The organism is Silvimonas soli, from assembly GCF_030035605.1.
In the GTDB taxonomy this organism is placed as follows: domain Bacteria; phylum Pseudomonadota; class Gammaproteobacteria; order Burkholderiales; family Chitinibacteraceae; genus Silvimonas; species Silvimonas soli.
Window position 1 is genome coordinate 2036555 of sequence record NZ_CP106736.1, and the last position, 18802, is coordinate 2055356.

An 18802-nucleotide genomic window follows, 5' to 3' on the forward strand; every position below is an offset into this window, starting at 1 on the left:
ACGCCTCCACCCTTATGTGTTTGGACTAGCCGTTCCCGCAGAAATTTCTTCTACCCGATGACAGGCAATCTGCCGACCGGCAAACGGGCGCAGCAGCGGCACTTCTGCTTTACAACGCGCCTGGGCATAGGGGCAGCGGGTATGAAAGCTGCAGCCACCAGGAGGGTTGATTGGCGAGGGCAACTCGCCGGTCAGCTTCACCCGCGTCTGCCGGTCTTCATGACGGATGGCCGGGGTGGCTTGCATTAGCGCGCGGGTGTACGGGTGCAGCGGGTTGTCAAAGACCGCCGCGTTGGCTCCGTATTCCACGGTAGAACCGAAGTACATCACCATCACATCGTCAGCTACGTGCTCCACCACAGCCAGGTTGTGGCTGACAAACACGTACGCGGTGCCGAACTCTTCTTGCAGATCCATAAACAGATTGAGAATCTGCGCCTGGATGGAGACATCCAGCGCCGAGGTCGGCTCATCGGCCACCAGCACTGCCGGGTTGAGGATCATCGCGCGGGCGACGGCGATACGCTGGCGTTGGCCGCCAGAGAACATATGCGGATAGCGGTGATAGTGTTCCGGGCGCAAACCAACCCGTCGCATCATGTCGCGCACTTTGGCTTCACGCGCTTTGGCGTCCAGACTGGTATTGAGCAGCAACGGTTCTTCCAGTTGCGTGCCCACTTTCTTGCGCGGATTGAGTGATGCGTATGGGTTCTGGAACACCATCTGCACCCGTGGACGCAGGCCACGCAGGGTGGTTTTGTCGGCAGTTGCGACTTCCACCCCAGCAATATTGAGCGATCCGGCCGACGGCGTTTCCACCATGGTCAGTTGCCGCGCCAGCGTGGACTTGCCACAGCCCGATTCTCCGACCACCGCCAGCGTACGATGCGCGGCGAGTTCGAAGCTCACGCTATTGAGGGCTTTCACTGTCGCGTGACCGCGCAAAAAGCCCCGTGATACCTGGTAATGGCGCGAGAGTTCACGCGCGATCAGAATCGGCGCTTCGCCAGTGGGGGCGGGTGCGCCTGGATGCGATTGATGCCAGGTTTGAGTGGGTTGATTAGCCATAAATCGGTTTTCCTGCGTCATCAAGCGGGAAGAAACAGCGCGTTAACGCAGCTTGGGCGGGAATAAGCTCCGGGTGCTGGGTGCGGCAACGGTCTTGCACATACGGGCAGCGCGGAGACAACAAACAGCCAGCCGGGCGATCATATTGACCGGGTACCACGCCGGGCAGCGTGTTCAGACGCGCCGCACCCTGGCTGTGTTCTGGAATGGATGACAGCAACGCCTGAGTGTATGGATGGCGCGGCAAGTCAAAGATGGTCGGAATCGGGCTCTGTTCGACCACTTCACCGGCGTACATCACCACCACACGCTGCGCCACTTCGGCCACCACGGCCAGATCGTGGGTGATCAGAATAAGACCCATGCCCTGACTCTTTTGCAGATTCACCAGCAGTTCCATGATCTGCGCCTGCACGGTCACATCGAGCGCGGTGGTTGGTTCATCCGCAATCAGAAACTTGGGATTACAGGCGATGGCCATGGCGATCATCACACGCTGGCTCATGCCGCCGGACAACTGATGCGGATACGCAGTGAGGCGCGATTTGGCGTCGGGGATTTCGACCAGTTCCAGCAATTCCAGCGCGCGTTTCTTGAGCGCGTCGCCCCGCAGTTCGGTGTGTTGCTTGAGCGTTTCGATAATCTGATAACCCACCGTGTAGGCCGGGTTCAGGCTCGACAGGGCGTCCTGGAAGATCATGCTGATATCGCGACCGACAATCTTGCGTTTGTCGCGTGGCTTCATATTCAGCAGGTCTTTGCCATCAAACACCAGTGAATCCGCAGTAACGCGACCCGGAGCGTCGATCAGCCCCATCAGCGCCAGCATGGTCACGCTCTTGCCGGAACCGGATTCACCGACAATGCCGACGATCTCGCCCGCATCCACACTCAAGCTCACGTTGGATACGGCGCGGAACGGGTTGGCCGCACTGCCAAATTCAACAGACAGATTTTTGATTTCAAGCAGTGCCATTACGCGAGCCTCTTCAGTTTCGGGTCCAGCGCATCGCGCAGACCGTCGCCCATCAGATTGAGCGCCAGCACGGTAATCAGAATGGACAAACCAGGCATGGTCACCACCCACCAGGCGCGCTCGATATAGTCACGCGCGGCGGCCAGCATGGTGCCCCACTCCGGCAGTGGCGGTTGCACGCCCAAGCCCAGAAAACCCAACGCAGCGGTATCGAGAATGGCGGAAGAGAAACCCAGCGTGGCCTGCACGATCAGCGGGGCCATGCAGTTGGGCAGCACCGTGTTGAACATCAACCGCAGCTTGCCCGCGCCCGACAACCGCGCCGCAACCACGTAATCCTTGCCCAGTTCAGTCATGGCCGACGCACGCGTCAGCCGCACATACGATGGCAAGGTCACAATCGATAGCGCCAGCATGGTGTTGACCAACCCCGGCCCGAGTACCGCCACAATGGCAATGGCCAGCAGCAAAGACGGCAGCGCCAGCATGATATCCATCAAGCGCATGATGGCCGTGCCCAGCCAGCCCGGATAAAACGCCGCCAGCAAGCCCAGCGCAATGCCCGGGATCAGCGAGACGACCACCGACACCAGACCAATCATGAGCGACAACCTGGCGCCGTGCATCAAGCGCGAGAGGATGTCGCGACCCAATTCATCGGTACCGAGGAAGAACGTGGCGTGGCCATCGTGCGTCCACGACGGCGGGGTCAGCATGAAATCGCGGAATTGTTCGCTGGGGCTGTGCGGTGCAATCAGCGGCGCCAGCACAGCGGCCAGAACCAGAATCACCAGATAGATCAGCGCAATCAGCGCGCCGCGATTGGCTTTATAGGCCAGCCAGAATTCGCGGATTGGCGTGGGGTGGTGCAGTACCTCTGCCACCGGCACCGCTGCTGCGGTTTCTGCCACGGTTTGAGTTGTTGTTTCGGCCATGCCCTGTTACCTCGCGTGGCGAATGCGCGGGTTGATGACGCCGTACAGCACATCAACCAGCAGGTTTACAAAAATGATCAGTGTGGCGATCAGCAAGATGCCGCCCTGTACCACCGGGTAATCGCGGGCGCCAATGGCGTTGATCAGCCATGAACCCACACCCGGCCAGGAGAAGATGGTTTCGGTCAGTACGGCACCGGCCAGCAATGTGCCGACCTGCAAACCAATCACCGTCACCACCGGCATCAGTGCATTGCGCAGTGCGTGAACCAGCACGATGCGGGTCATCGACAAACCCTTGGCGCGCGCGGTTCGGATGTAATCCTCACGCAGCACTTCCAGCATGGATGAACGCGTCATGCGGGCGATCACCGCCATCGGGATCGTACCCAGCACAATCGACGGCAAGATCAAATGCTCCAGCGCAGATTTGAAGGCGTCCATGTCGTGCGCCAGCAAAGTGTCGACCAGCATCAGGCCGGTGACTGGCGGCACGTCATAGAGCAGATCGATGCGGCCCGAAACCGGCGTCCAGCCCAGTTGCACCGAGAACAGCATGATCAGGATCAGACCCCACCAGAAAATAGGCATGGAGTAACCGGCCAGCGCCACGCCCATCACGCCATGGTCCGCCACCGTGCCACGACGTACTGCGGCGATGATGCCCGCGCCCAAGCCCACGATCAGTGCAAAGATCATGGCGCAAATGGATAACTCCACCGTGGCGGGGAACAGCGTCAGAAACTCATGCATCACCGGCACTTGAGAGCGTACCGAAAGGCCCAGATCACCATGCACGGCATGGACCAGGTAATGCCAGTATTGAAGATAAAGCGGTTGATCCAGCCCGAGGCGCTGCATGGCCTCGCGGTAGAACACCGGGTCAACGTGACGCTCGCCCATCATTACCAGAATCGGGTCGCCCGGAATCAGGTGAATCAGCGAAAACGCCAGCAAGGTGATGCCCAGAAAAGTCGGAATCACCACGCCTATGCGACGCAGCAAAAATCGGATCATGTGTGCGTACTCGCAGATACAGAAAATACAGAAACCGGAAATCCGGCCAGCACAAAGCGTTTTTTCAACATCGCTGACTAACCAGAACGTCGGGTTATAGCCGGTTGGCCGCCCGCTGTCATATGAGTTTGTTCAATTCATTTATACAGGTTTTTCGGGCGGCCCATGGACGACAAAGCCGGCCCCGCAGAAGCACCGGGCCGGCCTGTCGCGTATTACCCAAAGCCGTTACTTCAGGCTCACACCGTAGAACGAATTCAGACCAAACGGGCTGATTTTGAAGCCATCCACTTCTTTGCGCATCGGCTCATAAACAGTCGAGTGGGCCACCGGGGTAAACGGCACTTGCTGCTTGAAAATCACCTGGGCTTGCTCGTACAGCTTGGTCCGTGCGGCCTGGCTTGGTTCAGTGCGCGCCTTCACGATCAGATCGTTGAAGTCTTTTTCGCACCATTTGCCAAAGTTATTGCCGTCCACCGCTTCGCAACCCAGCAATGTTCCCAGCCAGTTGTCCGGATCACCATTGTCACCAGTCCAGCCGATCAGCATTGCATCGTCTTCACCAGCGTGAGCGCGCTTGATGTATTCGCCCCATTCGTAAGTCACGATCTTGGCTTTGACGCCGATCTTGGCCCAGTCATTCTGGATCATTTCGGCCATCAGCTTGGCGTTGGGGTTGTACGGGCGTTGTACCGGCATGGCCCACAGGGTGATTTCAAAACCGTTAGGCATACCCGCCTTGGCCAGCAGCGCCTTGGCCTTGGTCACATCGTTCGGCGCGTCTTTCAGGGTCTTGTTGTAAGACCACTGGGTCGGCGGCATCGGGTTGGTAGCCAGCTGGCCAGCACCTTGATAGACGGCGTCGATAATGGCTTTCTTGTTGATGGCCATATCCAGCGCCTGGCGCACTTCCAGCTTGTCCAGCGGCTTGTGGGTAACGTTGTAGCTCACATAACCCAGGTTGAAACCAGCCTGGCTTGGCACTTTCAGCGCCGTATTGGCTTGCATGGCTTTCAGATCAGCCGGACGCGGGTAAGACATGATCTGGCACTCGCCCTTTTGCAGCTTCTGATAGCGCACGGACGGGTCGGTGGTAATAGCAAAGATCAGCTTGTCCAGCTTCACTTCGCCTTTACGCCAGTATTCGGTATTGCCGCTGTAACGGATCACGCTGTCTTTTTGATAAGCGTTGAAGATGAATGGGCCGGTGCCGATCGGCTGGGTGTTGATCTGGTCTGCCTTGCCTGCCTTGAGCAACTGGTCAGCGTATTCAGCCGACACCACCGAGGCAAAAGACATTGCAATGTTCTGCAGGAAAGCGGCGTCACCCTTCTTCAGCGTGATCTTGACCGTGTACGGGTCAACCTTCTCTACCTTCGTAATGTTGGTATCCATGCCCATGTCAGATGCATAAGGATACGAGGCGTTAGTCGCCTTGTTGAAAGGCAGGTTTTTGTCGGTCAGCCGGGCAAAGGTAAAAATCACGTCGTCCGCGTTGAAGTCACGCGTGGGCTTGAAATAGCTGGTGGTATGGAACTTCACACCCTTGTGCAGCTGGAATGTATAAGTCAGACCATCGCTGCTGACTTCCCATTTGTCCGCCAGACCTGGGCGAATCTGGGTGGAACCCGGCACAAACTCAACCAGACGGTTGTAGATGGTTTCAGCCGAGGCATCAAAGTCGGTACCGGTTGTGTAGCGCGCCGGATCAAAGCCCGCCGGACTGCCTTCGGAGCAGTAAATCAGTGTTTTGCCTGCGGCCATTACGCCACCTGCGCTCAGTGCCAGCACCGATGCAAGTGCAATACCTGCTTTGATCTGCTTCATGTTAGCTCCACCTCCGGTTTAAAAAGAAAAGCCCCAATAACAAGGACAGTGGGCGCAAATCGTAGACACGCAGCGCTACGACACCATTCGGAATAACCCCTATTGGGCAATATTTGTTGATGGTTATCAAACCAGACTAGCAGCGGCAGGAGCAAATGCAAAAAACCGTGGCTGCCAGCAGGCTTACCACGGTTTTCCATCTTCATGACACTAGTTACCGCGTGAAGTCGCGAGCCAACCGGGAAAATCCCGGTGAACCCGCCTCAAAAACGCACCAGATCAGTGCACCAGATCGCGATAAGCACACCAGGTTGCGTGCCCCAAAAGCGGGAAAATCACGACCAGACCTACCAGGTAAGTGGCGAATCCGATGGCGGTCAGCACCACAATGATCGCGGCCCAGACCAGCATGGCAGGGATGTTTTCTGCCACCACCCGTACGCTCGTCACCAGGGCGGTAATGCTGTCGACTTCACGATCAGCCAGCATCGGAATCGACACGGCTGCGATGGCGAATACCACACAGGCCAGCACCAGGCCGGTCAGCGACCAGGCAATGGTGAACCCAAGGTATTCCGAGGTCAGCGCATGGGTGAAGAACTGCATGCCAACCGCTTCACCACCATAAAACAGCGCAAACAGAATGGCCGAAATGCGCTCCCAGCACATGGCGATAAAACCCAGAATGACGCCCATGAAGGCAATCTGGCCCACGTTGCGCAGCAGATCACGAATGGATTGCGCAAAGGAGGTCTCCCGTCCTTCTTCACGTTCCTTCGTGAGTTCGTAAATGCCCGCCGCACCCAACGGTGCCAGCAGCAGAAAACCGGTAATCGCAGTTGACGACAAATAGGCGTAGTTCGCCGCAATTTTCATCACAAGAAAACCAATCAGTGCAATTACGACGCCGTAACCTAAACTGGGTAGCGGGTGCGCCTTGAAGTCGATCCAGCCTTGTTTTAACCAGTAAAAAGACCGCAACGCACCCACCTTGCCGGTTTCGGGCATGGAGAAATGATCGTCGAGTCCGTGCAAGTGCAAGTCCATGATTTTTGTCTCCTCTTTGCGGGCATTTCCCTTCACCCGTAATTCATGATTACGTCAACCCCGCACAAAAAGAGACACTTGTCCGATGAGCGGTGCAGCAAAAAGGTGCGTTTTGCATCAATGGTTTGCGGCAGATTAAAAATTTGCTACCTTTTGTAAACAAAACCCGGGAAAGCTGGCTGAAAACAAAGTCAGTACCTACAAGAGCCTGTCCGCAAGTGAACGCAAGCACGAACCATCGGTAGTAGTGCCCGTTTTAAAGTTCGGTAACAGCGCAGTGAGCTGTTGCTCTACTGAGACACTCATTACCTTCAGTTGCTTTGCCATTCATCTGCCATCAGGCGAGAAACGCACTACTGGAGGTTTTAGATGCTGCTCAGGCGACTTTGTGTCGCGCTGGCCTGTACGCCGGCGTTTGCATTTGCTGAAAGTTTGTACACGTTCCAGACTCCGCAATCCTCCATCGCCAGCCGCATCAGCGACCTTCACACGTGGATCATGTTGATCATCGTTGTGATCTTCGTGATCGTGTTCGGTCTGATGTTCTACTCGATTTTCAAACACCGGAAATCGACTGGCCACGCTGCCAAACATTTCCACGAAAACACCGCCGTCGAAATTGCCTGGACCATCATTCCGGCGCTGATCCTGGCCGTTATGGCCTGGCCTGCCGCCAAACTGGTGCTGGACCAGAAAGACACTCGCGACCCGGACGTCACCATCAAGGCCACCGGCTACCAGTGGCAATGGGGCTACGACTATCTGGACTATGGTTTCGGTTTTCGCAGCCATCTGGCTACGCCGCGGTTGCAGATCGACAACTACACCGGCGACGTCGCCAAAAACCAGCAATACCTGCTGGAAGTGGATGAACCGGTGGTGGTACCTGTCGGCAAGCGCGTACGTGTGCTGACCACCGCCAACGATGTGATCCACAGCTGGTATGTGCCGGCGCTGGGTGTCAAACAAGACGCCATTCCCGGGTTTATCCGTGACACCTGGTTCACTGCCGACCACATTGGCACCTATCGCGGCCAATGTACCGAGCTGTGCGGGCGTGACCATGGCTATATGCCGATCGTCGTGAAAGTGGTGAGCGACGCCGACTTCAAGACGTGGGTAGGCGTACAACAGGCAAAAGCCAAAGCAGCAGCGGATGACCCGAACAAGAAGTGGACCAAAGACGAGTTGATGGCTCGCGGCAAAACGGTGTTCGAATCCAACTGCGCGGCGTGTCACAAGATTGACGGCAAGGGCGGTGGCGCGTTCCCGGCACTGGCTGGCAGCAAGATCGCCACCGGACCGAAAGATGGCCACATCCATATCGTGCTGACTGGCAAAAATGCGATGCCTTCGTGGGCGGGTTTGTCCGACACCGAGATCGCCGCCGTCATCACCTACGAACGCAACAGCTTTGGCAATACGGACGGCGACTTTGTGTTGCCGGCTGAAGTCAAAGCGGCCCGCAAGTAATCAGGGAATCAGGGACACAACACCATGACCACTGAACACGTTCTACCGCGCGATGCCGCTCCTCATGACACCGCGCATGGCCACACTGGCCACGAAGATCATCACCACGGCGCGCAAGCAGGCTGGCGCCGCTGGGTGTACGCCACCAACCATAAAGACATTGGCACCATGTACCTGTGGTTTGCCTTCAGCATGTTCTTGCTGGGCGGCACCTTTGCCTTGGGCATCCGCGCCGAGTTGTTCCAGCCAGGTTTGCAGTTCTGGCAACCGGAGTTCTTTAACCAGCTGACCACGCTGCATGGCGTGATCATGGTGTTCGGCGCCATCATGCCGGCGTTTACCGGGCTGATGAACTGGATGATTCCGCTCATGATCGGCGCGCCGGATATGGCGTTTGCCCGCATGAACAACTGGAGCTTCTGGCTGCTGCCACCGGCGGCGCTGTTGCTGATCATCTCGCTGTTTGTGCCAGGCGGCGGCCCCGGCGCGGGCTGGACCTTCTACCCGCCGCTGTCGGTGCAACTGGGTGCGGGGATGGACTTCGGTATCTTCGCCATTCACTTGATGGGGCTGTCTTCCATCATGGGCTCGATCAACATCGTCACCACCATCCTGAACATGCGCGCACCGGGCATGACGCTGCTGAAAATGCCGATGTTCGCCTGGACATCACTGGTCACTGCCTATTTGCTGATTGCCGTAGCGCCCGTGCTGGCTGGTGCGGTGACGATGCTGCTGACGGATCGACACTTTGGCACGCACTTCTTCAACGCGGCTGGCGGTGGTGATCCGATCCTGTTCCAGCACGTGTTCTGGTTCTTCGGCCACCCCGAGGTCTACATCATGGCGCTGCCCGCGTTCGGCGTGGTGAGCCAGATTCTGCCGACCTTCAGCCGCAAGCCGCTGTTTGGTTATGTGTCTATGGTCTACGCCGTGTGTGCCATCGCCATCCTCAGCTTTATGGTGTGGGGCCATCACATGTTCGCGGTGGGCTTCCCGGCCACGGCGCAGTTGTTCTACATGTTCATGACCATGCTGATTGCTGTGCCAACCGGCGTGAAGGTGTTCAACTGGATCGCCACCATGTGGCAAGGCTCGATGACGCTGGAAACGCCAATGCTGTTCGCGATTGGCTTCTTGTGTCTGTTCACCATTGGCGGCATGTCCGGCCTGGTGTTGTCGCTGGCGCCGGTCGATATCCAGTTGCACGGTACGTACTACGTGGTGGCGCACTTCCACTACGTGCTGGTGGCCGGTGCGCTGTTCAGCCTGTTTGGCGCCACCTACTACTGGCTGCCCAAATGGTCCGGCTATATGTACAACGAGCGCATGGGCAAGATCCACTTCTGGTGGTCGATGATTGCTTTCAACATCACTTTCTTCCCGATGCACTTTCTGGGTCTGGCCGGCATGCCACGGCGGATTCCGGATTACGCGCTGCAGTTCACCTTCTTTAATGAAGTTGCTTCGGTTGGCGCGTTCCTGTTCGGCTTTGCACAGATTTTCTTCCTCTACAACGTGATCCACACCATTCGTGGCGGCGTCGGCCCTGCTCCGGCCAAACCATGGGACGGCGGCACCACGCTGGAATGGGAAGTCGCCTCGCCCGCTCCGCACCACACCTGGGAAACCCCGCCGGATGCAGCACTGGTCCAGCGTGGTCTGGTGGCGCAAGGGTTGGAACATAACTGAGGCGTGAGGATGTGTAGTTGTAGGGTGCGCATTCATGCGCACCATGAGGGCAACAGCAACTGAACGCGTTCGCAAGCGAAGCTTGCAAACCCTACGGCGCTGAGCGGGGATGAATGAGATGGAGAACGCAATGACCCACGAACAACCTGAGCGCCGCCGCAACATCCGGACGGCATTGATCCTGGCCAGCATTGCCCTGGTGTTTTTTGCCGGGATCATGGTTCGGCATTGGTTGTTTGGTAACTGACACCATGAATACCGCCACGCTCAATCAAACCCGGCAAGGCAATCGCAAAACGGCGATAAAGCTGGGGGTGATCGTGCTGGCGATGTTCGGGTTCTGCTTTGCCATGGTGCCGATGTATGAGGTGTTCTGCCGCGCCGTGGGCATTCAGCAAGACCGCATCGTCAATGAAAACGACGTGGTGCCAGCGTGGTCGCAACGCATTGATCTGGACGCCAATGAAGCGCCTGGCGTGTTGGCGAAGCTGATTCCGCTGGATCACACCGCCAGCGGTAAAGCCGGCCAGTTGGTAAAAGCGCATTTCCGGCTGGAAAACCCGACCGACAAGCCGTTGCAGTTACGGGCGATTCCCAGCTACGCGCCCAGCAACGCGGTGCGGTTTGTGCAAAAGCTGCAATGTTTCTGTTTTGATGCCATCGATCTGGCCCCGCATGAAACACGCGATGTCACGGTGGTGATGCTGTTGAAAAAAGAACTACCCGAGTCGCTGGGGCCGATCACCTTGTCGTACACGTTGTTCAACGCTGCAGATAGCTCGGCAGACGGCAAGGTGAGCGGCTCATGATCGCCACCATCAAAACCGTGCTGGCCGCATTTTTTGGCGTCCGTGGCCGTAAAGGTGCCGAGGCCGAAAAACTCAAGCCGCGGCAATTGATTGTGACGGCGATTGTGTTGGCGCTATTACTGGCATTGGGCGTATTTACGCTGGTGCATTTTCTGGTGGCAAGCAGGACGTAGTGGACATTCAAGCCCGAGAGTTCGTAGCCCGGATGAAGCGCAGCGGGAATCCGGGAGCAATGCGTAAAAGAATCGCACCGCAATGAATGGTAAACGTCGCAGCCCCGGATTCTCGCTAACGCTTCATCCGGGCTACATGATGAGTTGAAAGCAGACAGAAATACCGGCAAACGCATTACTGGAGGAGGCTGCAACCCATGGTTGCAACCCAATAAAAGGCGGGCTAACCCGCCACTCACAAGCACCACGCAAGGCCACTTCGGTGGCAGCCCTGGAGAGAAACATGAACGTAGAAAACGGCATCCACGATCCGCACTACTTCGTGCCGCAGCCTTCCCGCTGGCCTATAACCGGCTCTATCGCGCTGTTCTGCATGACCTGCGGTACCGCGTTCTGGATCAACAACATGCAGTTCGGCAAGTGGGTCTTGCTGCTTGGGTTCTTGATCCTGATTCGCATGCTGTTCGGCTGGTTTCATGATGTCATTCAAGAGTCCCAACACGGCGATTACGGCCAGCAGGTGGACCACTCGTTCCGCTGGGGCATGAGCTGGTTCATCTTCTCGGAAGTCATGTTCTTTGCCGCGTTCTTTGGCGCGCTGTTCTACACCCGGGTGATCTCGGTACCGGAACTGGGCTGGTTCTCGGACACGCACTCCTTGCTATGGCCGCAGTTCAACGCTGCGTGGCCCGCGGTAAGCGGCCCCAAGACCGGCGGCTACACACCCATGGAAGCCTTTGGCATTCCGGCGATCAACACCGGCTTGTTGTTGTCGTCTGGCGTGACCGTGACTTGGGCGCACTGGGGCTTTCTCAAGAACAACCGCACGCAAATGGCGCTGGGCCTGGCGTTCACCGTGGCCTTGGGTATCTGCTTTTTGTTCTTGCAGGGTTTTGAATACCACCACGCTTATACGCAGATGAACCTGACGCTGGCCTCTGGCGCGTATGGCATGACCTTCTTCATGCTGACCGGCTTTCACGGCATGCATGTGTTGGTGGGCGTGCTGATGCTGTCCACCATGCTGGGCCGCGTGCTCAAGGGCCACTTCACCCCCGCGCATCATTTCGGCTTTGAAGCCGCCGCCTGGTATTGGCACTTTGTAGATGTGGTGTGGCTGGGTTTGTTCGTGTTTGTTTATTGCTTGTGAGGCTTGCCCCGATTTATCGGGATAAAGGCGGCGAGGTACCTCACACAACCAGTTGTACGGCAGGCGGGTGCAGTGCAGGGGCTTATAAGAGGAGAAGGGAAAGGCAGGGATGCCTTTCCCTATCCCTCACACAGCAGGGCCGTGGGGTTGCAGATAACCGAAGTACCACGCCAGCAACAACAGGATAAACAGTGCGACCGAAACCGCGATCCGCAAAGTGAGCGATTTCGCCAGTTTTTCAGACCCTGCCGGGCCGCGTACCAGTTGCAGCAAAGCACGGCCCAGTGCAACCAGAATGATCAGCAAAAACAGCACTATGACGATTTTCATGGCATCTCCTCCTGATATTGGCAACGGTAGCACAAACGTCATAAAGCTGCCGGTCGCCCACCAGCGACGCGGTGCTTTGCTCGGTCTGGCCGGGCTGGTGTTGCTGACTGTGGCACTCGGTTGCTGGCAAGCCGCTCGCGCGGTTTACAAGCAACGGTTGGCCGATCACTACGCCGCCAGCATCGCTGCGCCCGCTTTGCCATGGGGCAGCAACGATGAACCACCGTTGTTCCGGCGCCTCACTCTCAAAGGTCACTGGCTCGCCGGCCAGACCTTGTATCTGGATCACCGGGATTACCAGGGCGAGATTGGCGTGGAAGTCATCACTCCGTTTCAGCTGGATGATGGCGGCATTGCGCTGATCAATCGCGGCTGGAAAGCACACAATACCGTCGAAAGCGCCCCCGCGCTGATTGCGCCCCAAGTGGAAGTGCTCGCCTGGCCGCGCTTCTTTGAACTGGCCAAAACCCCGCCGCAAGGCAATCTGTTCCAGAACATCACCGCCGCCCGCTTTGCCGAGTGGTCGCATCTACCCAAGCCGCTGTGGTACGGCCGTTTGCGCTCGCCCGCGCAAGATGGCCTGGCCCACGACAGCGCCACGCCTGACTTCAACCCCGCCCGCCATATCGGTTACATGCTGACCTGGTGGGGCATGAGCATTGCCGGAATCTTTCTGTGGCGACATTTTCGCCGTTCGACTCAACCGCAATCGCAGTCCAAATAAAACAAGATCAACAAGATCGCACGGAGACATACGAATATGAATAGCGGGCAAAAAACACTTCTCACGATGTTTGGCATTACGCTCGCCCCCATCCTCGCCGCGCAGGCGTTTTATTCCTGGTGGCAACCCAATCACGTCAAAAGCTATGGCGAATTGCTGGCGACCGAGTCAGTGGTCCCGGCCAACGGTTTCTGGCGGCTGGTGGCGGCCGATCCATCCGGCTGCACCGACAACCAGAAACAACTGCTGTTTGCCACCCGCCAGATGCGCCTGGCACAAGGTCAGGAAAGCCATCGTATTCAGCGTGGTTCCACCACTGTTTGCCCGGCGCTGGATAGCGACGTGGCGGTGCTGGCGCCAACCACCCATTTGCAGGAAAGCGGCCTGTATCTGATCGACCCGCACGGCAATCTGGTGATGCGGTATCGCCCCGGCCAGATCGACGACAACGAAGGCCGCAAAAAAGCGATGGCGGAGATCGGCAAGATCCTCAAAAACAACGAAGCGCTGGGCTGATCATGGCGAACTCACGTTTGCGTTATCTGGTCTGGCTAGCCGTGATCTGGACTTTCGCCCTGGTGATGCTGGGCGCGTTTGTACGCTTGTCTGATGCGGGCTTGGGCTGTCCGGATTGGCCTGGCTGTTACGGTCATCTGACCGTGCCGGAAAAACCGCACGAACTGGCGCACGCCGCCGCCACATTCGGCGCGATGGTGGAGCCGGAAAAAGGCTGGAAAGAGATGATCCACCGTTACGTAGCCGGTGGCTTGGTAGTGATCGTGCTGGCGCTCACCGTGTTGCTGGCGCGTAATCGCCGCAAATATCGCATTCCGGCCTTGCTGGTCTTTGCGCCTTTGCTGGTGATCGTGTTTCAGGCACTGCTGGGGATGTGGACGGTCACGCTCAAACTGATGCCCGCTGTGGTCACCGCGCATTTGCTCGGCGGCATGACCATGCTGGCCTTGCTGGGTGCGATTGCGGTGAAAGGCACGCTCCCGAGCATCAATATCAGAGGCGCTACTCGCACGCTGGCGTGGATTGCGCTGGCGGCCTTGCTGGCGCAACTGGCGGTGGGCGGGCTGGTGTCCAGCAATTACGCCGGGTTGGCCTGTGATGGTTTCCCGACCTGCCGCGGCAGCTTTGCGGCCCCGGATGGCCTGGCGCAAATGTTGCGACCGGGTCGCCAGTTGGGGCTGACGGCCGAAGGCGCGCCGCTGACCATCGCCAACCTGGCGGCGATTCACTGGTTGCATCGTGTCGGCGCGTTGATCGTCACGCTGCTCACCGTGGTTCTGGCATTGAAACTGGCTGGATATCAGCGGCGGCTGGCGTTGCTGTTACTGGCGGCGCTAACGCTGCAAGTGTTGCTCGGTATTGCCAATGTGTTGTTCTCGCTGCCTCTGCCGCTCGCCGTCGCCCATAACGGTGGCGCGGCGCTTTTGCTGTTTTCCCTCGTCAGTGTGATCGCCCGTAGTAGCGGGCAAAGGACGCAACATGTCTACGCAAACGCTCGTCACGCCTTCGCGGGTCGTTGAATTCTGGCGACTGGGGAAACCCAAAGTCGTCAGTCTGATTGTGTTCTGTGCGGCAGCGGGTGCCTTGATGGCGACGCCGCAATGGTCGGCCTTGCCCAATGTGGTGATGTGCTTGCTGGGCATTGCGCTGGTGGCCATGGGCGCGGCGGCAGTCAATTGTCTGGTGGAGCGCGATCGGGATTCGGTCATGCGCCGCACGGAGCGTCGCCCGCTGGTTAAAGGCACCCTCACACCGCTGGAGGCCGGTTTATACGCCGCCACGCTAACGCTCTCGGGCCTGTGGCTGTTGCTGACTTTCGGTAATGTGCTGGCCATGTGGCTGACACTGGCCACCTTCTTTGGCTACGCCGTGGTGTATACCCGCTGGCTCAAACCGGCCACGCCACAAAACATCGTAATTGGTGGCGCAGCAGGTGCTATGCCGCCGGTGCTGGGCTGGGCGGCGGTCACTGGCAGCGTGCCCGCCGAAGCCGCCGTGCTGTTTTTGCTGATCTACACCTGGACGCCGCCGCATTTCTGGGCGCTGGCACTGTATCGCGAGCTGGATTATCAGAAAGCTGGCCTGCCGATGCTGCCCGTCACCCATGGCGCGGCGTTCACCCGCCAGACCATCGTGCTGTACGCAGTGATGCTGTTCGCCGTGGCCTTGCTGCCGTTTGTGATTGGCATGAGCGGCTGGGTCTATCTGGCCATTGCGGTGTGGTTCAACAGCGGTTTTCTGGCTCGCTCCATCAAGCTGTATCGCACCGCCGATGACGCCGTCGCCCGCAATCTGTTTTTGTATTCGATCAAGTATCTGGCGTGGGTGTTTGGCGCGCTGATTCTGGACCGTTTGTACACGGTGGTGGCCAGCCACTTCTGATCTTTTAGGTCGACGTTCTCGCCATTCGCCCTGACCGGGTGGATGGCTGAAAAACAAACGGGATGCCCATTGAGCATCCCGTTTGTTTTGCCAGCTACTGATCAGATTAAAGCTGGAAGCGTTGCACCATCGTGTTCAACCGCTGAGCAATCTGGGCAATTTCGTTAGCGGTTTCGCTGGAACGGTGAATCGACGCCGTGGTTTCTTCAACCATCTGCGCAATGTCTTCCACCCGCACCGCAATGCTGGTGCTGGCATTGCTTTGCTCACGCGTGGATATGGCCATTTCGCTCAAGCTTTTGAGGGTGTTCTGCGCACCTTCATGAATGCGCCCGAGCGACTCCGCCACTGCTTTCGCTGCTGCGACGCTGTTGTTCACTTGCGGTAACGCGCCTTCCATACCCGCCACAGCGGCGTCGGTTTCGGACAATACGGACTCGAGCATGTGACCGATATCCACGGTCGCTGCGCTGGTGCGCTCGGCCAGTTTACGGACCTCATCGGCCACCACGGCAAAGCCACGACCTTGTTCGCCCGCACGCGCCGCTTCAATGGCGGCATTCAGCGCCAGCAAGTTGGTTTGCCCGGCAATGTCTTTGATCACGGCCGCAACGGACGAAATCTCGCGCGATTTGGTATCCAGGTCGCGAATACGTGCCGAGGCACTGGACACGCTTTCTGCCAGTTCCTGCATGGCAACTGACGCCGTGTTGACCTGCACCACGCCTTCGCCAGCCAGTTCGGTCGCCGTTTGCGAGGTGCGCTCGGTATCGGCAGTGTTATCCGAAATATGATTGATGCTGACCGTGAGTTCTTCCATGGCCGAGGCCATCGAAGCAGTCGCATCGGACTGGCGACCGGCAGCGGAGGAAATCTCCTTGCTGGCATTGGCGATCAGTCCGGAATGCTGTTCCAGCTGGCGCGCATCACGCTGCACTTCAGCCAGTACCGAGCCGAGCGATGCCCGCATTTTCTCAACCGCGCCCAGAATGCTGTCTGTAGAAGCATTGTGCGTACTGCGATCTGCGGCGAGGTTACCCTGCGCCACCCGCGTCACCAGATTCACCACTTGCTCGGGCTCGCCGCCCAGCGTTTGCAGCAGACGGCGCACAGCCAGCACCAGCATGGCGCCGACAATCCCGGCCAGTACCAGACACACCAGCACCTGCCAGCGGGCGTTACTCCAGAAGCGGGCATCGGCTTCGGCAAAGCTGATGCCGCTGCCCACTACCCAGCCCCAATGCGGCGTGCGCACTGCCACCGACAACAGGTCTACTGTTTTGCCGTTACGTGTGGAATCCCACCAGTATTCGGTAAATGCGCCACCGGATTGGTCCAGCGCTTTGGCCGCAATGGCGCCCACGCTATTGCCCTTGGCATCTTTGAAATCGTTAAAGCTGGTGCCATTCAGTTGAGGGTCCAGCGGCGTGGCGACAAACACCAGTTTGTCGTCGGTGACGTAAACGTATTCGGACTCGTGATATTTGTTTTCCCGCAGAATCTGCGTCGCCAGCGCTTTGGCATCGGCCTCGCTCATCTTGCCCGCGGCCGCCTGGTTTTCCAGCTGCACAATGGTGTTGTAAGTGCTTTTCACCAACTGCTGGATGCGCGCCTTGTTGTCGATATTGCTGGCACTGCGCAATACGTACAGCCCGGTGACCATGGTGCCCAGCAAGAACACCAACACTATCGCGGTTAATCCCCACGCTTTCTGGCGCAATGTCATTTCGTTTTATCCTCTAATCTTGTTTTGATCTTGTACTGTGCCGCTACTATCCAATACCTGCCGTCAGATTTCACATCTCATAATCAAACCTGACCTGAAAATCGCAAAATTATTTTGCCGAATCAATCCAATCGAAGGCTTTGGCACCGCATATGTGCAGCACATGCAATATGTCTTGTCAGACTACTGCTTTCATCATGTTAGCGAACAGTGCATTGGTTCGCTAACTTTACATATTTTTTCAACACTTCGGGTGTGCACCTGCCCAACGCGGACGTGACCCCACGTGTTGGGAATAAAGGTAAACCTGTGCGAACTCAAGGCAGGAAGATGGCCTTGGTGGTCTCGAACTCGATGGGCGACGAAGTGTGCTGGTGCACAATCTGCCAGACGCCTTGCCTGCGGCGCAGCGCCAACGTCATGCGGTTTTGCATGCCGCGCAATCGGGTGCCGTCTTGCGCGATTGCCTGGTATGAGACGAACAGATAGGCCATTGCCATGTCTGCGTCTGAGGTTGTCTGGATATTGGAGAAATCGACCAGCACCCGCTCTTCTTGCAAGGAGCCGAACCAGCCTTGAACGATCTTGCGCCAGGCAACAATGCCGCGATATTCCCACTCGGCCCACATATCAAAAATGCTGATGTCCTGGTCATAAATGGCCAGAAAGGCATCGACATCTTTGGCGTATACCGCAGCCTTGTATGCCGCCAGTATCGGCAGGACAGGTGATTCTGCTTCAGTCATTGCGGTGCTCCCAAGTCGTACATTGTCGGCGTTGCCTATGCATTCAAATGCATCAACGCCAGGGCAAAGCGCAGACAAATACAACGGTTACCGCGCCGCCGCTCGTTACGGTGTTGACCGGCGCGGGCATCGTGTACTTTATCGGCTACCTTAGTCACCAGAGACCGCAGCGCCATGCGTCCCCGCCTTAATCTCATCTTGCTGGGTGTAGCCGTTATCGCCAAAACCGTCGCTTTTTACGAAGCGCTGGGCTGGCCCAAAGCGGACAGCAGTCACGATGGCTTTGCCAAGTTCGATCTTGGAGGTGTAGTGCCGGGAATCCAGTCGCGCAAGGCATTTGCGATGGATGCCCATAGTGACACCAGTGAAAGCAGCGGTTTTTCTGCCATGGCACTAGCCTATATCGCCCGCTCCGCCGAGGATGTACCGCGCGTTCTGGCCAAAGCAGCTGCGCTGGGCGCCACCATCGTCAAACCCGCCACGACCAATACCTGGGGCATTGCCGGATACTTTCGCGATCTGGATGGGCATCTGTTTGAAGTGCTGTACGAAGAGGGCTGGGTGTTTGATGAGAATGACAATCTGGTGGTTTAGGGCTGACGATACGTGGCCGGCCAAAACCCTCAGCGCGCATCCAGGCGGAACTGGCTTGCCACTCACGCGCAGCTCGTCACACTCGCAGTGAATAACCCGACCCACCGCTGATCCTGCC

Annotated in this window: 21 protein-coding genes; 11 read left to right on the plus strand and 10 right to left on the minus strand. The window is 57.7% G+C overall.

Annotated features, from left to right (window positions below; genetic code table 11):
* Positions 1-12: 12 nt before the first annotated feature.
* From N7220_RS09330 to N7220_RS09355, 6 genes are all read right to left on the minus strand, one after another.
* Positions 13-1068, minus strand: a complete 1056-nt coding sequence (locus N7220_RS09330) for a peptide ABC transporter ATP-binding protein (protein ID WP_283151178.1) — start codon at positions 1066-1068, stop codon at positions 13-15.
* Positions 1061-2044: an ABC transporter ATP-binding protein gene (locus N7220_RS09335; protein ID WP_283151179.1), complete on the minus strand. Its 984-nt coding sequence runs from the start codon at positions 2042-2044 to the stop codon at positions 1061-1063. Before N7220_RS09335 ends, N7220_RS09330 begins: the two co-directional genes overlap by 8 nt.
* Entirely contained in the window at positions 2044-2979 is a 936-nt protein-coding gene (locus tag N7220_RS09340) for an ABC transporter permease subunit (RefSeq protein WP_283151180.1), read from the minus strand. Before N7220_RS09340 ends, N7220_RS09335 begins: the two co-directional genes overlap by 1 nt.
* A 6-nt stretch (positions 2980-2985) precedes the next feature.
* Positions 2986-3996: an ABC transporter permease subunit gene (locus N7220_RS09345; RefSeq protein ID WP_283151181.1), complete on the minus strand. Its 1011-nt coding sequence runs from the start codon at positions 3994-3996 to the stop codon at positions 2986-2988.
* Between the two features lie 228 nt (positions 3997-4224).
* Positions 4225-5823 carry an ABC transporter substrate-binding protein gene (locus N7220_RS09350; protein WP_283151182.1) on the minus strand — a complete coding sequence of 533 codons (1599 nt, stop codon included), beginning with the start codon at positions 5821-5823 and terminating at the stop codon, positions 4225-4227.
* Positions 5824-6102: 279 nt separating this feature from the next.
* On the minus strand, positions 6103-6870 hold the full coding sequence (locus tag N7220_RS09355; RefSeq protein WP_283151183.1) for a DUF2189 domain-containing protein: 768 nt from the start codon (positions 6868-6870) through the stop codon (positions 6103-6105).
* Between the two features lie 369 nt (positions 6871-7239).
* Between N7220_RS09355 and coxB the strand changes: the two genes are divergently transcribed.
* From coxB to N7220_RS09385, 6 genes are all read left to right on the plus strand, one after another.
* A complete protein-coding gene (gene coxB, locus N7220_RS09360; protein WP_283151184.1) occupies positions 7240-8343 on the plus strand; it encodes a cytochrome c oxidase subunit II in 1104 nt (367 codons plus the stop codon).
* A 24-nt stretch (positions 8344-8367) separates the two neighbouring features.
* A complete protein-coding gene (gene ctaD, locus N7220_RS09365; protein WP_283151185.1) occupies positions 8368-10035 on the plus strand; it encodes a cytochrome c oxidase subunit I in 1668 nt (555 codons plus the stop codon).
* Between the two features lie 130 nt (positions 10036-10165).
* Entirely contained in the window at positions 10166-10282 is a 117-nt protein-coding gene (locus N7220_RS09370) for a cytochrome oxidase small assembly protein (protein ID WP_283151186.1), read from the plus strand.
* A 4-nt stretch (positions 10283-10286) separates the two neighbouring features.
* Positions 10287-10844, plus strand: a complete 558-nt coding sequence (locus N7220_RS09375; RefSeq protein ID WP_283151187.1) for a cytochrome c oxidase assembly protein — start codon at positions 10287-10289, stop codon at positions 10842-10844.
* Positions 10841-11017 (plus strand): DUF2970 domain-containing protein, encoded by a 177-nt coding sequence (locus N7220_RS09380; RefSeq protein WP_283151188.1) that lies wholly within the window; start codon positions 10841-10843, stop codon positions 11015-11017. Before N7220_RS09375 ends, N7220_RS09380 begins: the two co-directional genes overlap by 4 nt.
* Positions 11018-11300: 283 nt before the next feature.
* Entirely contained in the window at positions 11301-12167 is an 867-nt protein-coding gene (locus N7220_RS09385; RefSeq protein ID WP_283151189.1) for a cytochrome c oxidase subunit 3, read from the plus strand.
* A 126-nt stretch (positions 12168-12293) separates the two neighbouring features.
* On the opposite strand, the gene N7220_RS09390 is transcribed toward N7220_RS09385, so the two are convergent.
* Positions 12294-12497, minus strand: a complete 204-nt coding sequence (locus N7220_RS09390) for a twin transmembrane helix small protein (protein ID WP_283151190.1) — start codon at positions 12495-12497, stop codon at positions 12294-12296.
* On the opposite strand from N7220_RS09390, the gene N7220_RS09395 reads away from it, so the two are divergent.
* Genes N7220_RS09395 through cyoE form a run of 4 tightly spaced genes read left to right on the plus strand, consistent with a single transcriptional unit; the run spans position 12496 to position 15618 of the window.
* The gene (locus tag N7220_RS09395) at positions 12496-13221 is read left to right on the plus strand and encodes an SURF1 family protein (protein ID WP_283151191.1); all 726 of its coding nucleotides are present in this window, start codon (positions 12496-12498) and stop codon (positions 13219-13221) included. The genes N7220_RS09390 and N7220_RS09395 overlap by 2 nt on opposite strands.
* A 36-nt stretch (positions 13222-13257) precedes the next feature.
* On the plus strand, positions 13258-13737 hold the full coding sequence (locus N7220_RS09400; protein ID WP_283151192.1) for a hypothetical protein: 480 nt from the start codon (positions 13258-13260) through the stop codon (positions 13735-13737).
* 2 nt (positions 13738-13739) lie between these two features.
* Complete coding sequence (locus N7220_RS09405) at positions 13740-14756, plus strand: COX15/CtaA family protein (protein WP_283151193.1); 1017 nt, start codon at positions 13740-13742, stop codon at positions 14754-14756.
* Entirely contained in the window at positions 14716-15618 is a 903-nt protein-coding gene (gene cyoE / locus N7220_RS09410) for a heme o synthase (RefSeq protein WP_283151194.1), read from the plus strand. The genes N7220_RS09405 and cyoE overlap by 41 nt, the downstream gene beginning before the upstream one ends.
* Positions 15619-15724: 106 nt before the next feature.
* Here the strand turns inward: cyoE and N7220_RS09415 are convergent, their stop codons facing one another.
* From N7220_RS09415 to N7220_RS09425, 3 genes are all read right to left on the minus strand, one after another.
* Positions 15725-17344, minus strand: coding sequence for a methyl-accepting chemotaxis protein (locus N7220_RS09415; RefSeq protein ID WP_283151195.1), 1620 nt, complete (start codon positions 17342-17344; stop codon positions 15725-15727).
* Positions 17345-17661: 317 nt separating this feature from the next.
* Positions 17662-18090, minus strand: a complete 429-nt coding sequence (locus tag N7220_RS09420) for a YybH family protein (RefSeq protein WP_283151196.1) — start codon at positions 18088-18090, stop codon at positions 17662-17664.
* A 35-nt stretch (positions 18091-18125) separates the two neighbouring features.
* Positions 18126-18266 (minus strand): hypothetical protein, encoded by a 141-nt coding sequence (locus tag N7220_RS09425; protein WP_283151197.1) that lies wholly within the window; start codon positions 18264-18266, stop codon positions 18126-18128.
* On the opposite strand from N7220_RS09425, the gene N7220_RS09430 reads away from it, so the two are divergent.
* Positions 18265-18684: a VOC family protein gene (locus N7220_RS09430; RefSeq protein WP_283151198.1), complete on the plus strand. Its 420-nt coding sequence runs from the start codon at positions 18265-18267 to the stop codon at positions 18682-18684. The two genes, N7220_RS09425 and N7220_RS09430, sit on opposite strands and share 2 nt — an antisense overlap.
* Positions 18685-18802 lie beyond the last annotated feature (118 nt).